Source organism: Flavobacterium cheniae, from assembly GCF_004363695.1.
Lineage (GTDB): Bacteria > Bacteroidota > Bacteroidia > Flavobacteriales > Flavobacteriaceae > Flavobacterium > Flavobacterium cheniae.
This window is the reverse complement of sequence record NZ_SNZC01000003.1, coordinates 273,315-290,167: the sequence shown is the minus strand read 5'-3', so window position 1 is coordinate 290,167 and position 16,853 is coordinate 273,315. Positions and strand designations below refer to the sequence as shown.

General features: G+C 30.7%; 18 protein-coding genes. 7 read left to right on the top strand and 11 right to left on the bottom strand.

The window, feature by feature from the left end:
- Window positions 1-113 precede the first annotated feature (113 nt).
- Window positions 114-1,334, top strand: a complete 1,221-nt coding sequence (locus C8D80_RS10170) for an immunity 26/phosphotriesterase HocA family protein (protein WP_133609992.1) — start codon at window positions 114-116, stop codon at window positions 1,332-1,334.
- Window positions 1,335-1,381: 47 nt separating this feature from the next.
- Here the strand turns inward: C8D80_RS10170 and C8D80_RS10165 are convergent, their stop codons facing one another.
- From C8D80_RS10165 to C8D80_RS12775, 6 genes are all read right to left on the bottom strand, one after another.
- Window positions 1,382-1,669, bottom strand: a complete 288-nt coding sequence (locus C8D80_RS10165) for an antibiotic biosynthesis monooxygenase family protein (RefSeq protein WP_133609990.1) — start codon at window positions 1,667-1,669, stop codon at window positions 1,382-1,384.
- A gap of 33 nt (window positions 1,670-1,702) precedes the next feature.
- A complete protein-coding gene (gene mazG, locus C8D80_RS10160; RefSeq protein ID WP_133609988.1) occupies window positions 1,703-2,476 on the bottom strand; it encodes a nucleoside triphosphate pyrophosphohydrolase in 774 nt (257 codons plus the stop codon).
- Window positions 2,477-2,654: 178 nt separating this feature from the next.
- Window positions 2,655-3,086 (bottom strand): DUF5606 family protein, encoded by a 432-nt coding sequence (locus C8D80_RS10155; protein ID WP_133609986.1) that lies wholly within the window; start codon window positions 3,084-3,086, stop codon window positions 2,655-2,657.
- Window positions 3,087-3,143: 57 nt separating this feature from the next.
- Window positions 3,144-3,731 carry a peptide deformylase gene (def, locus tag C8D80_RS10150; RefSeq protein WP_133609983.1) on the bottom strand — a complete coding sequence of 196 codons (588 nt, stop codon included), beginning with the start codon at window positions 3,729-3,731 and terminating at the stop codon, window positions 3,144-3,146.
- Between the two features lie 55 nt (window positions 3,732-3,786).
- The gene (gene ruvX / locus C8D80_RS10145) at window positions 3,787-4,197 is read right to left on the bottom strand and encodes a Holliday junction resolvase RuvX (protein WP_133609981.1); all 411 of its coding nucleotides are present in this window, start codon (window positions 4,195-4,197) and stop codon (window positions 3,787-3,789) included.
- Between the two features lie 34 nt (window positions 4,198-4,231).
- Complete coding sequence (locus tag C8D80_RS12775; protein ID WP_144728173.1) at window positions 4,232-5,101, bottom strand: copper resistance protein NlpE N-terminal domain-containing protein; 870 nt, start codon at window positions 5,099-5,101, stop codon at window positions 4,232-4,234.
- A 108-nt stretch (window positions 5,102-5,209) separates the two neighbouring features.
- Here C8D80_RS12775 and C8D80_RS10135 point away from each other — a divergent pair, with 108 nt between their 5' ends.
- Complete coding sequence (locus C8D80_RS10135) at window positions 5,210-6,025, top strand: 2,3,4,5-tetrahydropyridine-2,6-dicarboxylate N-succinyltransferase (protein WP_133609979.1); 816 nt, start codon at window positions 5,210-5,212, stop codon at window positions 6,023-6,025.
- Between the two features lie 143 nt (window positions 6,026-6,168).
- Complete coding sequence (locus C8D80_RS10130; protein ID WP_133609977.1) at window positions 6,169-8,037, top strand: LTA synthase family protein; 1,869 nt, start codon at window positions 6,169-6,171, stop codon at window positions 8,035-8,037.
- Here C8D80_RS10130 and C8D80_RS10125 read toward each other — a convergent pair.
- The gene (locus C8D80_RS10125; RefSeq protein ID WP_133609976.1) at window positions 8,023-8,784 is read right to left on the bottom strand and encodes a glycosyltransferase family 2 protein; all 762 of its coding nucleotides are present in this window, start codon (window positions 8,782-8,784) and stop codon (window positions 8,023-8,025) included. The genes C8D80_RS10130 and C8D80_RS10125 overlap by 15 nt on opposite strands.
- Window positions 8,785-8,871: 87 nt before the next feature.
- Between C8D80_RS10125 and C8D80_RS10120 the strand changes: the two genes are divergently transcribed.
- A complete protein-coding gene (locus C8D80_RS10120) occupies window positions 8,872-9,933 on the top strand; it encodes a glycosyltransferase family 9 protein (protein ID WP_133609975.1) in 1,062 nt (353 codons plus the stop codon).
- Here the strand turns inward: C8D80_RS10120 and C8D80_RS10115 are convergent.
- Together C8D80_RS10115 and C8D80_RS10110 are read right to left on the bottom strand one after the other, a co-directional pair.
- A complete protein-coding gene (locus tag C8D80_RS10115; protein WP_133609974.1) occupies window positions 9,923-10,744 on the bottom strand; it encodes a glycosyltransferase family 2 protein in 822 nt (273 codons plus the stop codon). The genes C8D80_RS10120 and C8D80_RS10115 overlap by 11 nt on opposite strands.
- 24 nt (window positions 10,745-10,768) lie before the next feature.
- A complete protein-coding gene (locus C8D80_RS10110; RefSeq protein WP_133609973.1) occupies window positions 10,769-11,533 on the bottom strand; it encodes a lipopolysaccharide kinase InaA family protein in 765 nt (254 codons plus the stop codon).
- 80 nt (window positions 11,534-11,613) lie between these two features.
- On the opposite strand from C8D80_RS10110, the gene C8D80_RS10105 reads away from it, so the two are divergent.
- Entirely contained in the window at window positions 11,614-12,411 is a 798-nt protein-coding gene (locus C8D80_RS10105) for a glycosyltransferase family 2 protein (protein ID WP_133609971.1), read from the top strand.
- Here C8D80_RS10105 and C8D80_RS10100 read toward each other — a convergent pair.
- The gene (locus tag C8D80_RS10100) at window positions 12,406-13,512 is read right to left on the bottom strand and encodes a glycosyltransferase family 4 protein (RefSeq protein WP_133609969.1); all 1,107 of its coding nucleotides are present in this window, start codon (window positions 13,510-13,512) and stop codon (window positions 12,406-12,408) included. The two genes, C8D80_RS10105 and C8D80_RS10100, sit on opposite strands and share 6 nt — an antisense overlap.
- 105 nt (window positions 13,513-13,617) lie before the next feature.
- Between C8D80_RS10100 and C8D80_RS10095 the strand changes: the two genes are divergently transcribed.
- The gene (locus C8D80_RS10095) at window positions 13,618-14,514 is read left to right on the top strand and encodes a glycosyltransferase family 2 protein (RefSeq protein ID WP_133609967.1); all 897 of its coding nucleotides are present in this window, start codon (window positions 13,618-13,620) and stop codon (window positions 14,512-14,514) included.
- An 11-nt stretch (window positions 14,515-14,525) separates the two neighbouring features.
- On the top strand, window positions 14,526-15,599 hold the full coding sequence (locus C8D80_RS10090; RefSeq protein ID WP_133609965.1) for a glycosyltransferase: 1,074 nt from the start codon (window positions 14,526-14,528) through the stop codon (window positions 15,597-15,599).
- On the opposite strand, the gene C8D80_RS10085 is transcribed toward C8D80_RS10090, so the two are convergent.
- Window positions 15,592-16,725: a glycosyltransferase gene (locus C8D80_RS10085; RefSeq protein ID WP_133609963.1), complete on the bottom strand. Its 1,134-nt coding sequence runs from the start codon at window positions 16,723-16,725 to the stop codon at window positions 15,592-15,594. The two genes, C8D80_RS10090 and C8D80_RS10085, sit on opposite strands and share 8 nt — an antisense overlap.
- Between the last annotated feature and the right edge of the window lie 128 nt (window positions 16,726-16,853).

The window sequence follows — 16,853 nt, the reverse complement described above, 5'->3', positions numbered from 1 at the left end:
TAAATATGAAGAAGAACTTCAGCAAGCATTGTAAGAAATTTGTTATTTTTGTATAATTACTTGAAGTAATTTACTAGTTAGGCGTCATTTTACCAAAAAAAATCCGAAACAGAATGAATTTTGAATTATCAAATAAAGAAAGAGAATATTTTGGACTTGAAAAAGTAAAACCAAATTGGGAAAAAGTAATATTAAAAGGTGATACTTATCGTGAACCGAGCATTTTGTATTTTGAAAATAATACAATAAAAAAACATATAATTTCAAGCTCAACTCAATATGTAGAATACCAATATGACGAACTGACAAAAAACAGAGAAATCATATTGCCAAAAACAACTAAAGGAAAAGAACAAAAACTGACTGCATCTGTTCTATCAACAAAAACTCCAATTGGTGTGTATTTCTCATTAAATAACTTCGGATATTTATTAATTGGAAATCACACGACTAAAACAACTTTTTATTCAAGTTATTGGGAAGACAAAAAACAAAAACCAGAAAACAAATTGGATTTTTGGGTTGATGATTTTATAAAAAACTCGGATGAACTTCATATTGAACAAATTAATGCTTTCAAAAATTTCAAAAAGAAAAATGTAAAATATAAATCGGGGGATTTTTTTACATACAAAATTGACAGAAAAAATTATGGATTTGGGAGAATTTTACTTGATATAAATAAATTAAGAAAAAATAATTTATTGGTAAAAAACCACGGTTTAAATTTATTAATGGGAACACCAGTTTTGGTTCAATTATATCCATTTATCTCCACAGAAAAAAAGATTGATATCAAAATATTAGAAAATCTAACGGCGTTGCCGTCAGATTTTATGATGGATAATCATTTACATTATGGAGAATATGAAATAATTGGTTATAAAAAGCTTGAGGAAAAAGAATTTGAATATCCAATGTCTTATGGTAGAAGCATTAGTTATGGAAGTACAAATGTTTTTCTTCAATGGGGATTTATTCATAAAGAACTTCCTATCACTAAATTCAATAAATACATAAGTGGAGAAAACATATTTTTGCCTGAAAATAGTACATCTAGATTTATGCAAAATCCTTATGGTTATTATTCTTGTGGTTTTAGTACAAGTTATTGGAAAGTTGACATAGTTGAAACAATAAAAAATAATAATATTTTTGACTTTAATCGTGAACCGCATTACAAAACAGAGTATGATTTAAGAAATCCAAAAAATCAAGAATTGCGAAAAGAAATTATGTCTGAATTTGGCTTGGATGCAAGTTTAGATTATGAAGAAAATTGTAAAAGAACAGGAACAGAAGCCACAATGAAAATATTAGAAAAAGTTAAATAAATAAAAAAACGAACTCCTAACAGCAGTTTGCAAAACGTTAAAATTACTTAAAACTCATATTCCCTCTCCACTTTAGCAATTCTTACTTTGTAATTTTTGTACCAAGTAGTTCTACCTTTTTCTTGCGCTTCAAAATGTTCCATATTGGCTTTCCAGTTTTTTATGGCTTCCAAGCTTTCCCAATACGAAACGGTAATTCCAATTTCGCTTCGTGCGCTTTCCATGCCTATATATCCAGGTTGTGCTTTGGCTAGTTCCACCATTTTTATTGCCATTTCGGCATAACCTGCTTCTACTTCGGTTCTGGTAGAGGTAAAAATTACTGCGTAGTACATGTGAATTATGAATTGTTAATTATTAATTGTCAATTAAAGCTTCTTCGCTTCTTCCCAAAAAACATCCATTTCGGCTAGCGTCATATCCATTAAAGGTTTGCCTAATTCGGTGGCTTTGCTTTCTAAATATTGAAAACGTTTAATGAATTTTTTATTGGTGCGTTCTAAGGCGTCTTCTGGATTTACTTTTAAGAATCTGGCATAATTTATCATGGAGAACAAAACATCGCCAAATTCGGCTTCTATTTTATCTTGATTGCCAGCTTGTACTTCAACTTGGAGTTCGTTTAGTTCTTCTTGCACTTTGTCCCAAACTTGATGCGGTTCTTCCCAATCAAATCCAACACCTTTTACCTTATCTTGAATGCGACTTGCTTTTACTAACGCCGGTAAACTTTTTGGCACACCTTCTAATACTGATTTTTTGCCTTCTTTCAGTTTTAGTTTTTCCCAATTTTGCTTTACTTCTTCTTCGTCAGCCACTACCACATCGCCGTAAATATGCGGATGACGATCGATTAATTTATCACAAATGGAATTCGCTACATCAGCGATATCAAAATCATTGGTTTCGCTGCCAATTTTTGCATAAAAAACAATGTGTAACAATACATCGCCCAACTCTTTTTTGATTTCTTGCAAATCGTTGTCTAAGATTGCATCGCCTAATTCGTAAGTTTCTTCAATCGTCAAATGACGTAAACTTTCAAGCGTTTGCTTTTTATCCCACGGACATTTTTCGCGTAAATCGTCCATAATATCTAAAAGGCGATTGAAAGCTTGTAGTTGTTGTTGGCGTGTGTTCATTATTCGTAAAATTTTATATTGAGACAAGTCAATGACTTGTCTGTACTTATTTGCCTTTTAATCTTGGCTGTTGAGACAAGCCATTGGCTTGTCTGTACAATATTGATAGAAATAATATCGTAAAAATAAAAAATCCCACGTGGAAAACGCAGGATTTTAAAATATAGTTTTCAACTACTTATTCAGCAGCTGGAGTTTCTTCTTCTTTAACTTCTTTAGATAATGCTTCTAATGAAACGAAACCTTTAGGTTGTAACAAATTGTACCAGTTTAAGATTTTCTTGATGTCAGACGTATACACTCTGTCTTCGTCAAATTCTGGTAAAATTTCTCTGAAGTATGATTTTAATTTTGCATCATCTTCTTTATGAGACATTGCTAAACCGTCGTTTTCTTTCATAGCAATTGCTTTGAAAACTTCTGCTAAACGCACTTCTTCTGAATATGTGTACACTGCAATTTCTGATAACAAACTTACGTTAGCTCTCATTCCAACAGTTATCTTTTTTCCGTCTAATAAAGACTCGGCTACAAATCCTGTACGTGTTTGAATTTTTAATTCATATAAACCTGGTTTCCCAGAAATAGCTAATATTTTTTGAATGCTCATGTTTCTTACTTATTAAGGTTGGCAAATATCTAATCTTTATTTAAAAATGCAAAAATTTTAACGTCCTTTTTTGTTTACGTACTTCATTTTATAATCGGGTCTTGCTTTACCATCCATGATGTTTTGCAATTTCTTCCCAATTAGCTTCTTTTTCAGCATCGACAAGTGATCGGTAAATAAAATTCCTTCGATGTGATCGTACTCATGTTGAATAACACGCGCAATTAAACCATCATATACTTCTGTCTTCTTATTGAAATCTTCATCAAAATATTCAATTGTAATCGTATCATGACGAAAAACATCTTCACGCACATCTGGAATACTCAAACAACCCTCGTTGAAACCCCAAATATCACCTTCTTCTTTAATGATTTTAGCATTAATGAACGTCTTTTTAAACTCTTTCATTAAAGCCGCTTCTTCTTTAGAAACATCATCACTATCACTAAAAGGTTCGGTATCTACAATAAACAGACGAATAGGTAACCCAACTTGTGGAGCAGCCAAACCAACGCCGTGTGCATGACACATAGTGTCATACATATTAGCAATTGTTTCTTTAAGATTCGGATATTCTGGTGTAATGTCCTCACAAACTTTGCGTAAAACTGGTTCTCCGTATCCGTATATTGGTAAAATCATAATCTGTATTTTCTAATTTCTAACTTCTGAATTCTAAATTTCGAGTGCAAAAGTACTATTTTTTATAACGCAAATAATCTTGAAGTATAATTGTTGCGGCAATTTCGTCAACCAAGGCTTTATTTTGGCGTTGTTTTTTATTTAAGCCACTATCAATCATCGTTTGAAATGCCATTTTGGAAGTAAATCGTTCATCGACACGTTCAACAGACATTTCAGGAAAAGCTTCTTGAAATTTAGTCACAAACGCATTGATAATTTCAGCACTTTGTGATGGTGTTCCGTCCATTTGTTTGGGTTCGCCAACAATGACACGTTCTACTTTTTCTTTAGAAAAATAGTCTTTTAAAAAAGCAATTGCCGTTTCTGAAGCTACTGTGGTTAGCCCAAAAGCTATCATCTGCATTTCATCAGTAACGGCAATGCCTGTTCTTTTTATTCCGTAATCTATTGCTAAAATTCGCATTTATTGACTAATTTTTAGCAAATATAAGTTCAATTTACTTAATAATTTCAAATTCGGCTAAAGTTGCCATTCTAGCTTTGTTTAATTTTAGCGTTTTGCCATCAAAATTATAATTATCAGCCATTTCTAAAACTTTAGCTAATTCTTGTTCGGTAATCATATCTTCACAAGCCATCATGGTTGAGGCCACTTTTGAGAATTCAATACGACTTACATCTTCTTTTAATTTATAGCTTCCCATCATATTATTACAACCTGCAAAAGCTGAGAATCTTCCGTCTGGATTAAACGTAATTCCATATTCTTTTTCAATATTTGAATCTTTCTTCACTACATTTCCATTCATTTTTACTAAACGCCATTTTGACTTTTTAAGTTCAACTTTTGCATCTACTATTTTTCTTGCTTCATTACCCGTAGCCATAGCTTCCGAAACTTTACTATCTTTTGACAAAGTAGTGGTATCTAACTTTTGTAATCTGTATTTAGAAGCCATTTTTCCTTCAATTCTGTCTCCATCTACATCTAAATGAAACAAATCGTTTTCACCTACAAAATATTGATTTGGAGCTTGAGAACCAGAAAGTGTGATGGTATTACCAGCTTCATTCCAAGTGAAAGTTCCTTTTTCGGTTATTATTTCTTTTGATTTTCCTTGATATACCACTTCTTTAGTGTAGCTATCAGCAGTTAACGTGATTGTTGTTTCGATACCTTCGCAATCAGCACAAGGCAAAACACCATAATAAACACCATGATAATCTAGAGCATTCATGGCATTATGACCATCTGTTACCACTTCGGTAGAATCCAATAATGGAAACTCTGAGTCATCTTTTATTTCTTCTTTACAAGAGATAGAACTTAGAGCAATTAGGGCTGATAGAAATAGACTTTTTTTCATAACGTTTCTATTTTTTGTGATTAATGTAAATTTACGACTTATTTCTTACATCAAAAAGAATTCCAAAATTCATAAAATGTTATCTTTGCATCACAAATTTTTACAATCATGACCAATTTACAAGCTACAATAGAACAAGCATGGGAAAATCGTGCTTTATTACAAGAAGAAACTACGCAAAAAGCCATTAGAGAAGTTATCGAATTATTAGATAGCGGAAAACTTCGTGTTGCTGAACCAGTTGAAAATGGCTGGCAAGTAAACGAATGGGTTAAAAAAGCAGTAGTGATGTACTTCCCTATTCAAAAAATGGAAACTTGGGAATCGGGTATTTTTGAATATCACGATAAAATGTTGTTGAAACGTAATTATGCAGAAAAAGGAATTCGTGTAGTTCCAAATGCAGTAGCAAGATATGGTGCTTATATTTCTAGTGGTGTAATTTTAATGCCAAGTTATGTAAACATCGGTGCTTATGTAGATGAAGGCACGATGGTAGATACATGGGCAACCGTAGGAAGTTGTGCGCAAATTGGAAAACATGTTCACCTTTCTGGTGGTGTTGGAATTGGTGGTGTTTTAGAACCATTACAAGCCGCTCCAGTAATTATTGAAGATGGTGCTTTCATCGGCTCAAGATGTATTGTGGTAGAAGGTGTTCACGTAGGAAAAGAAGCGGTTTTAGGTGCGAATGTGTGTTTGACTGGTTCTACTAAAATTATTGACGTAACAGGAGATGAACCTATTGAATACAAAGGAGTTGTTCCGGCTCGTTCAGTAGTAATTCCAGGAAGTTATACGAAGAAATTCCCAGCTGGCGATTATCAAGTACCTTGTGCAATTATCATTGGGCAAAGAAAACCTTCAACCGATTTGAAGACTTCTTTGAATGATGCATTGAGAGAATACAACGTAGCGGTATAATCAAAATTAAAATACAAAGTGAATTCCAATTCATGACAAAATTGTTGTGAATTGGAATTTTTATTTTCCTCTAAAAGTAAATTACAAGTAAATAAATTGTAAATTTTATATGAATGGTTAAATTTGCTGAAAATTACCTTTCTATGTCAAACTATTTTAGCAGTGTAAAACTATTTTTCAAGCGCTTTTTTATTGTTCTTTTTATATATCAAATTTGTCGTTTGTTGTTTTACTTTTTCAATCGAAATGCCTTTGAAAACATTTCTGCTAAAGGTTTTTTGGGTGGAATTCATTTCGATTTATCGGCAATAGCGTACATCAACTTAGTTTTTGCACTTTTGCACTTTATTCCAGGTAATTTTAAATACAAACCCAACTATCAAAAGTATTTGAAAATTGGTTTCTTCATTGTGAATTTCATCTTCATTTTAACCAATTTTGTTGATTTCGAATATTACAAATTCACCGGCAGAAGAAGTACTTTTGGCATGATTACAGCAAGCGGAATGGAAAATGAAATTGGCGGATTAATTTTTTCTTTTTTAGTTGAGTTTTGGCATTTGCCGTTATTAGCAATTCTTTTGGGTTTTGGCTTTTGGAAAATAATTGCTAATCTAAAATCAGCAAGTGAACAAAGTGCAAACTGGTCTCAAATTGCAAAACAATCCGGAATATTTATTCTTTTAATGGGATTTGTTTTCTTATTAGGTCGTGGTGGTTTCCAGAAAAAACCGTTACGTATTGTTGATGCTGTAAATTATGGTTCGATAAATCAGTCGGCAATTGTGCTGAATACTCCGTTTTGCATCATCAAAACTATTGGTAAAAAAGAAACGTTAGAATCACCAAAATACTTTTCAGAAACAGAATTAAATCAAATTTTCAATCCAATAACTGAAATCTCTTCAACTGAAAATCCGAACAAAAAAAATGTGGTAATTATTATTTTAGAAAGTTTCGGACGAGAAAATATTCAGCGTGGACAAACGCCTTTTTTAGATGATTTGATTGAAAAATCGTTATTCTTTGAAAACGGTTTTGCTAATGGAAAACTTTCTATTGATGCTGTTCCTTCAACACTTTCGAGTATTCCGAGTTTGATGAATAATTCACTAATTACGTCAAGTTATTCGATTAATGAAGTGTATGGTTTACCAAAAATTTTAAAAGATAATGGTTATCAAACTGCGTTTTTTCATGGTGCTTTCAACGGAAGTCAGAATTTTGACCAATATTGTAAAGTAGCTGGTTTTGATAATTATTTTGGGAAGAATGAATACGTTGGTCCAGAAGCTTTTGATGGAAGATGGGGCATTTTTGATGAAGAATTTATGCAATATTTTTCAGAGAAGATGACCGAATTCAAACAACCATTTTTTAGTACGATTTTCACAATTTCGTCTCATAATCCATACATTATTCCAGAAAAACACAAAGGTAAATTTCCAAAAGGAACTACTAAAATTCATGAAAGTATTGCTTATTCTGATTATGCTTTGAAACGCTTTTTTGAAACGGCTTCTAAAGAAGATTGGTATAAAAACACGCTATTCGTAATAACTTCAGACCACACTTCATCAGAACCAACAGAGAAAAAATTTAAAACTAATGTTGGAAAATTTAGAGTGCCAATATTATTTTTTGATCCTTCAAATCCTTCTATCGTTGGGAAAAATCAGAAGAATTTACAACAAATTGACATCATGCCTTCGATAATTGATTATTTGAATATTGATAGTAAAATGATTACCTACGGAAAATCGTACAAATCTGAAAAAGATTTTGTGGTGTATTATTTAGATAATATTTACCATTATGTTTCGGGCGATTATTACTTGGCTTTCGATGGAAAAAAAACGTTAGGATTGTATAATTTCAAGAAAGATGAATTGCTAAAAACCAATGTAATCAAAACCGAAAAAGCAAAAGCAACCGAAATGGAAACGTTTATAAAAGCCTATATTCAATCGTTTAACGAGCGAATGATTGGAAATAAATTAACGCTTCAATAATTTTTCTTGGCGTTGTAATTTCAGCAGTTTGGCGTATTTCATGTGCGAGAAAAACCCTTGAATTAAGGCTATTGTGATGCCGTCAATTCCATTGAAAATTCCTTTTTTGAAGAAATAACATCTTACAAAAGCGGTTAAACCATTAATTACAGGCTTCATTGCTCCTACTCTTTTTCCCTGGTCAAAAAGTTGTTGCGCATGCCAAGTAGAATATTGGTTTTTCTTTGCGATAATTTGCTCAAAAGATTCCCAGCCGTAGTGTAAAATGTGAACGGCTACCTTTTTCTCGTTAGTTGTTTCTATTTTTTGATGCACTTTAGCTTCTGAAGGTTTCGCTGTTTTCTTATTAAAAAAACGCACTTTATGATCGGGATACCAACCTGAAAAATCAATCAATTCATCAGCTAAAAAGTTTTTAACTCGAAACGAAAAAGCATCGTAATTTCCTTCTAAATACTTTCCTTTTAAGATAAATTCTTTGGAATCTTTATCTAAAAATTCGTCTGCATCTAAATTTAAAATCCAATCGTTTTTGCAAAATGGCAATCCGTGCGTGCGTTGTGGTCCATCGCCAAGAAACTTTTGAGAAACAACTTTTGCTCCTTTTTCTTCGGCAATTTTCACTGTATTATCAACACTTAACGAATCAACAATGATTACTTCATCGCACACTTCAAACAAAGCATCGATGCATTTTCCAATATTTTTTTCTTCATTATAAGTAATGACTAAACCGCTAATTGCCATAAAAATTGAATTTTCACAAAAGTAATCAAATTATTTTGTTGGCAAAGTTTCAAAATCAGTGTATTTTAGCCAAATAATTTATCAAAAATGAAAATTTTAGTCATACAACAAAAGCGAATTGGAGACGTACTTACCTCAACTATTTTATCCAATAATTTGAAGCAAAAATATCCGAATGCGCAAGTGGACTACATGTGCTACGCCAATTGTGTTGATGTACTAAAAAACAATCCAAATATTGACAATATTATTGTTTTGGAAGAAAAAGTGCGAAAAAACTATCTTTCACTTTTTCAATTTATTTTCAAAATTAGAAGTACCAAATATGATGCGGTAATTGATGCTTACAGTAAGTTGGAAACCAATTTAATCACACTATTTTCTGGCGCAAAATATAAAATTTCATATAAGAAAGGCTACTCCAATATTTTTTACAACTATAATATTGAACGCTTAAAAAACGGAACTAAATCGGATATTGGATTGGCAATTATAAATCGTTTACGTTTACTAAAACCACTTATTGAGGAAGAAATTACCGATTATAAACCGAAAGTTTTTTTAACGGATTCGGAAATTAATCAAGCAAAGGAAATACTATCAAAATTCCCATTAAAAACAGACAAGCCCACTTTTATGATTGGGATTTTAGGTAGCGAATGGTACAAAACCTATCCGTTTGAAAAAATGGCGGAATTGTTAGATTTTACAGTTCAAACAACTGATGCGAATTTACTTTTCAACTATATTCCGAAACAAAAAGAAGACGCTCAAAAAATCTTCGATTTGTGTCAACCCGAAACACAACAACGCATTTATTTTGATTTGTATGCCAATGATTTACGTTCGTTTTTAGGTTTAATGTCGCAATGTGATGCTTTAATTGGCAACGAAGGCGGAAGTGTAAATATGGCAAAAGCACTATTTATTCCTACGTTTTCGCTGTTTTCACCAAGTGTAGATAAAGAAACATGGCAAATTTTTGAAGATGAGAAAAACATCTCAATCCATTTAAAAGATTTGAAACCAGAAATTTATACCGAAGTTGACGAGAAATACATCAAAGAAAATACATTCAAATATTTTGAAGAATATCCGATTGCCTTAATTAAAGAGAAATTGAAAGATTTTTTTGAGATTATTCGCTGATATATTTTGACAAACCATTTTCAATAAAAGTCACATTGTGTTTTTTATTGAAATTACGAATGGTATTGTTTTTCTCCCAAGTTTCTGGCGTTGCGTAACCTCTTTTGTGGTCTAAATGCAAACAAACAGCACTGTAACGAATTTGCTTGGATAAAATTCCGAAGTTGAACAAACGTTCGCCAACTTCTCTATCCAAACCACCGTATTGCATTTCTTCGTTAAAACCATTCACCGCAATTAAATCTTTCTTAAAGCAAGATGTATTGTGACCGTTAAAAGTTCGTTTTGTAGGTGTTAACCAATTCATGAAAGCCGCAAAAAGTGAAATCTTGGTCAGTTTTGATAATTTAAAAGTCTTAGAAACTCCATTTTTTATCAACCAAGAAATAGAAAAACAATCTTGCTTTTGGATATTTTCTAATGAAATTTTCAGAGACGTTTCCCTTGGTAATTTAAAATAGCCTCCTGAAAGAAAATAGCCTTCTTCTTGGTGCTTTAAATGTTGGGCAACAAAATCTTTTCGTGGAATACAATCGCCATCGGTAAAAAGTAAATAATCGGAATTGGTTTTTAAGATAGCTTTATTTAAGATTTTACATTTCTGAAAACCATTATCTTCTTGCCAAACATGAACAATTGGAAACTTAAATTGGCTTTGAAAATATTCAATTATTGTTTTTGTTTTTTCGGTAGAACCATCATCGGCAATAACAACCTCAAAGTCTGGCTCAGTTTGGACGCTGTATCCAACAAGCACTTTTTGAAGCCATTCTTCCGAATTGTAAGTGGTGATAATTACCGATAATTTCATGCAAAGAATTAAAAGTGAAAAATACTACTTTTTCCAGAACTTTAATTTCTTTTTGATTCTTTTTTTTCGGTGAAAGCGATATTGAAAATCGGCCGTTAATCCCCACATGGTTTCAAAAATAGTAGTTTCGTCACCGTTTGAAAGTTTTGCGTATTCATTACTCATCACTGCAATCATGTCTTTCTTGTGTGTGATTTTCGATAAATTCTTCATTCGGGTTTGAAAATCGATAGTTTCATGAAATTTCATTCGGTTCAAATCCACTAGAAAAAAGGAATAACTTCCGTCAGTATTTTTACGAATTAAGGTATTTCCTGGTGAATGATCTAAAAACTCAATGCCTTTTTGATGCATTTCAAAGGTAAATTGGGTAAACTTTCGAATGATAAAATCTCTATTTTCAAAAGCTTCATTTTGAACAATTTCTCTAAATTCAAATACATCCTCTAAATGTTCGCATGCGTAGTAACTTTCTTTTAATCCGATAAAATCATAATTTTCAAAAAAAGCTACTGGTTGTGGCGTACCAATTTGCATTTCCATCAATTTAGAAGCAAACTCGAAAGAACGACGCGCTTTTGATTTTCTAAAATAGCGATAAGCAATTTTATTAATGATGTTAGGTTTCTTGAACGATTTGATGCTAATCACTTCATTTCCCAATTCAAAAAGTTTAATTGCATTTCGTTTTCCAATAACAAAATCTTTTCCAGATGATGCAAAATGGGTAATGCAATTTTCGATTTGAGTTTTATATTTTGAGAAGTTAGGATGATACTGCGCTAGCATGTTTTTTTTATTCAAAAGTAGCTATTGTTGGTTATAATTCCAATTTATTGAATATTTTTACATGATTTTAGCAAACGAATATGAAAGAATTACCAAAATGTTCCTTAGTTACACCAACTTATAACTGGCCCGAAGCGCTTGAACTATTGCTTTTAAGCATTACTAAACAAACAGTTTTACCCAATGAAGTAATTGTTGCTGATGATGGTTCAAAAGAGGAAACTCGTTTGTTGATTGAACGTTTTCAAAAATCATTTCCTATTCCGTTAATTCACGTTTGGCATGAAGATAATGGCAATCAAAAGCCAAAAATCATGAATAAAGCCATTGCACAAGCTAAATACGAATACATCGTAGAAATTGATGGCGATATCATTATGCATCCTGATTTTGTAAAAGATCATTTAACTTATGCTGAAAAAGGAGTTTATTTATTTGGTTCACGAGTTAATATTCAAAAATCGATTTTAGAAAGTATTTTCAAGAACAAAACTACTTCGTTTCATTTCTTTTCCAAAGGAATTAAAAAACGTGGAAGAACATTACGAATTCCATTTTTTATGAATTCTGCTAAACTTCACGACAAACGTTCTTCTAAACTTAGAGGTTGTAACATGTCGTTTTGGAAAGAAGATTTCATTAAAGTAAATGGTTTTAATGAAGGTTTAGTAGGTTGGGGAGTTGATGATTCTGAGTTAATTCAACGCATTCACAATATCGGAATTCAAGGGAAACGATTAAAAAATGTTGGAATTGCTTATCATATCTACCATAAAGAACAAGACAAAAGTCACATTCATTTAAACAATGCTATTGAAGATGAAGTAAGAGAGAAAAAGATAACTTTTGTTGAAAAAGGTGTAAATCAGTATTTATAATTTCATCACTCTAAGGTATTCCTCTTTGGTTTGCTTAGCAATATTTTCAGCATTGAAATCATTTTGAATGATTGCTTTACTTTTTACAACAAACTCAGATTTTAAGCTTTCATTATCTAAAAGAGTTAAAACTTTAGCAGCCAATTGCTTGAAATCTTTCACTGGAGCAATAAAACCATTTTTTCCGTCTTGAATAACATCTGGAACCACTCCAACTTGAGTTGAAACTACGGGTGTTCCTAGTAGCATGGCTTCTAAAACAGATGTTGGGCCACCTTCCCTTTGTGAAGTCATCAAAAAAGCGTCAAATTGTGGTACTAATGAAGAAGCATTTTCGATTTTATCTGTGAAGATTATTGCATCTTCCAATCCTTTATCTTTGACTAGTTGTTTCAATTCAGGCGTATTTTTTGTGAATTCACCTATTTGGATAAACTTAATATCTTTTCGGTTAAGATTATTAACCACTTCGTCAACAACATTTATGAACGTTGGTAAATCTTTTGCATTGGAATGATTGGCGATATTGCCAACAACCTTAAGCTCTGAATCAATTTTATATGTTTCTTTTAAATCTAAAACTGATTTCAGATTCAATATTTCTAAAGAAACACAATCGTGAACTACTACAGTTTTGCTTTTTGCTTTTTCGTTTAAGATTTTACCTAAATCCCTTTTTACCGAATTAGAAACACAAATAATTGAAGATAGTCCTTTAAAATTATATTTTAAATTACTCAAGAAGCTACTACTTGTTCCCATCCCTTTTTTAGAAAAAACCGTTTTGGGTTTAATACCAAATAAAATTTTTGCAATTACGTAAAATGTTAAGGAATCACTTGTATGTAAATGGATTATATCAGGACGAAAATCATGAATTACATTCTTTAATAAAGAAAAGTTTCTTGGTTTATTTAATTTTCTATCTTTGACTCCAATAAACGAGATTGATTTTTTAGCACATTGACTTTCTAATACCGAATCTTCAATACCAAAAACTAAATTTTCAACTTCATTTTTTGCTAATTCGGGTAAAATATACATCATCTGTTGCTCATTGCCGCCCCATCCTTTTGCTCCAGATATATGTAATATTTTCATTGAATTTGATTTTTTATTTTGATTGATTGATTTTGTAAAATTATATAAATTAAAAATTAAAATAAAAAAATTGCATTTTATTTAACTTACGATAGTAAACAACGAATGGATTTATCAATAATAATAATTAACTACAATACGAGTAAATATACTATAAATTGTATAGAGAGTATTGTAAATACTATTTCTGATTCCATTAATTATGAAATAATTCTTGTTGATAATTGTTCTGAAATTACAGATCTCCAAAACTTAGAAGAGCAAATAAAAAAATACAATCGCTTAAAGTTAATTAAAAACCCAATAAATAGTGGTTTTGGAGGTGGAAATACAGTGGGATCATCTGAAGCTAAAGGAAAATTTTTAGCCTTTGTTAATAATGATACTATTCTTCAAAACGATTGTTTTTCTATTTTAATTGATGCAATGGAATCAAATCCTAGTTATGGGGTTTGTAGTCCACAATCATTTAAAGAAAATGGCGATTTTTTACCTACAATTGATCATTTTACATCTCCGAATAAGGAACTATTTGGAAGAGATTTTCTAGAATTCATAAACCCAAAAAGATATCCTAAAAGAAAACAAATCTATTCTAAACCAAAAAGAGGGCAATTTGTTAGCGGAAGTTTCATGGTATTTAGAAAAGAAGATTTTGATAAAATTGGAGGATTTGATACTAAAATTTTCTTATACCAAGAAGAAACAGATATTTGCAAAAGAATGTTAAAAATCAACAAATATGCTTATTTAATTCCGGAAGCTAAATTTATACATTTCCACGGCGCTAGTACAAAAAAATCGATTGCTATAAAGACCGAATTAAAACTTTCAACACTTTATGTAATCAGAAAACATTATGGTTGGTGGGCTCATAAATTAATTTTATTGTTTTTCATAGTAAAATATTTTATACGAAGTTTTTTCAAACCTGAATATTGGGAGATTTTCAAGGTTTTAGTAAAAGGTGGTCAACTGAATCATTCTCTTCTAAAAAAATAAAGAAAAGTAAAATGAAAAAAAGTATTGTTTTTGTTAGTAACAGTCTTCCTACATACGATAAAGATTCAGGAGCAAATCGATTAAAAGAGATTATTGAAGAGTTTCTTAATGCTAATTTTGAATGCTATTTTCTTACTAATGAAAACAATTCAAGTAGTAAATATTGGAAATATTTCTCCGAGATTGGTGTTACAATTTTAAATGTTTCAGAAATTGAGAAAATTCAAACTTTAAAAGATGTTGGCTTTGTTTGGTTTAATGGTCCGAATTCATTTAAAAAAAACCTGAATTTTGTTTCTCAGCATTCACCTAAATCAAAAATCATCTATGATATGGTAGATGTTCATTTTTTAAGATATAAAAGATCACTATTATTAAATCCATTTAAAATTTCGGATTATAAAAGGTATTTCAAATACAAAAAAATTGAAACTAAATTAATCAAGAAAGCCTCAATTGTTGTTGCAATTTCTGAGAAAGAAAAAGAGTTAATTAGTAAATATGTATCACCAGAAAAAGTAATTACTATTTCAAATATTCATTATCCAAAAGTTAGCAAAGCTGAAATTCCAACTTTTAACCAAAGACAAAATATTTTATTTATTGGTTCAAAACATACCCCAAATATTGATGCTATTTACTTTCTTTACAATGAAGTTATGCCTAAAGTTTGGAAAACTAATAAGGACATAAAAGTGCAAATTATTGGAGATGTTGCTGAAGAAATCAAAGGAATTTCGCATCCTATGTTTGAATTTTTAGGATATGTTCCAAATGTAGCATCTTATTTTTTAAATAGTAAATTAATGGTGGCTCCTTTGCGATATGGTGCCGGAGTTAAAGGCAAAATTGGTCAAGCATTTGAATATTATTTACCCGTTATCACAACAGACATTGGCGCAGAAGGAATGAATTTAACAAATAATCATCATGCGATCATAACAAATGATTCTAGTGAATTTGCTGCTAAAATTATTGAACTTTATCAAAATGAAGAACTTTGGCAAAAATTAAGCAATGCCAGTGAGGATAGTTTAAAACCATTTTCAAAAGAACATTTGCGAAATGTAATTCAATCTATTTAAAAACCTTATCTAACTCTAAATAAACCGATTCTACTGATAAATAATTGACAAAGAAATTTTCAGACAACGTTTGTTGTTGCTGGTAAAAGCTTTTATCCGTTAGTAGTTGTTCAATATATTTTGAAAAAGTTGTAGCGTCTTCGGTTACTAAACAACCATTGTTAGTTTTATTTATTAATCCATCAATTCCTCTTGGATTACAAACAACAGGCAAACCAAAAGAAAGTGCTTCAACAACCTTTATTTTAAGTCCAGAACCAGATAACATTGGACAAATTGCTACTCTTGATTCACTATAAACTCGATTTAAATCTTCAACAAAATGCATTTTAGTCACATTTGGAAGTTCTGGAATATGATCATTTATCTTTCCAACAACGCAAATGGACAGATTATGATTTAATTTAGGATAAACTTCTTCAAAAAACCATTTTACTGATTTCACATTATGCTCATTACTACTAGCAACATAAACCAAATCATATTTTTTAGCGCTATTCAATTGAAATTTAGCTTGCAAAGCATGAGGAATTGTGATTACTTCACTTGAAACAAATTGCGAAAACACATAATTTTCATCTGAAGAAATGACCCAAACTTTTTGAAATAAATTCAACAATTCAATTTCTTTATTAAAATACTTACCCAAATTAAATCGCTTTTGATTTTGAAACTGTGAAGTCAAAAAATCATGAGTATCAATTATTAACTTAGCATTCTTTAAATATTTATTTTCTTTAATTAATTCAGCCCAATAAGCATACGAAATAATAATGTAATCATATTGGTAGTCTTTCAAAATTTTTAAAAACTGTTCTTTATGACCAAATCTAGTTCTATCAAAATCTCTAATTCTTCCTTTTAATTTATTTGGAATTGCATAGGTAAATAAGTAAGATAAAGTTTTAGAAATAGGTTTGTCTTCTCTCAAAAGAAAGCCATTTTCTATCAAATCAGCATTTTTAATTGATTCTAAATCAACTTCAGAAAATGATTTTGAAGCAATTCCTACATAATCAATTTTATGATTCTTACTTTTGAAATATTGAAGTAAAGCAAATGCTCTGGCATTATTTCCTTGAATAGAAGCGGCTGGATTTTCGGGATAGAAATAAAGTATTTTCATTAGATTATTACTTATTTTAAACTAAAATTCATTAAATAAGTTTTGCATTATTTTAAAAATAAAAGTAATATATTAATTGTTAATTACAGTTCTTAATATAACTATTTAATATCTAAAAATAATAATAT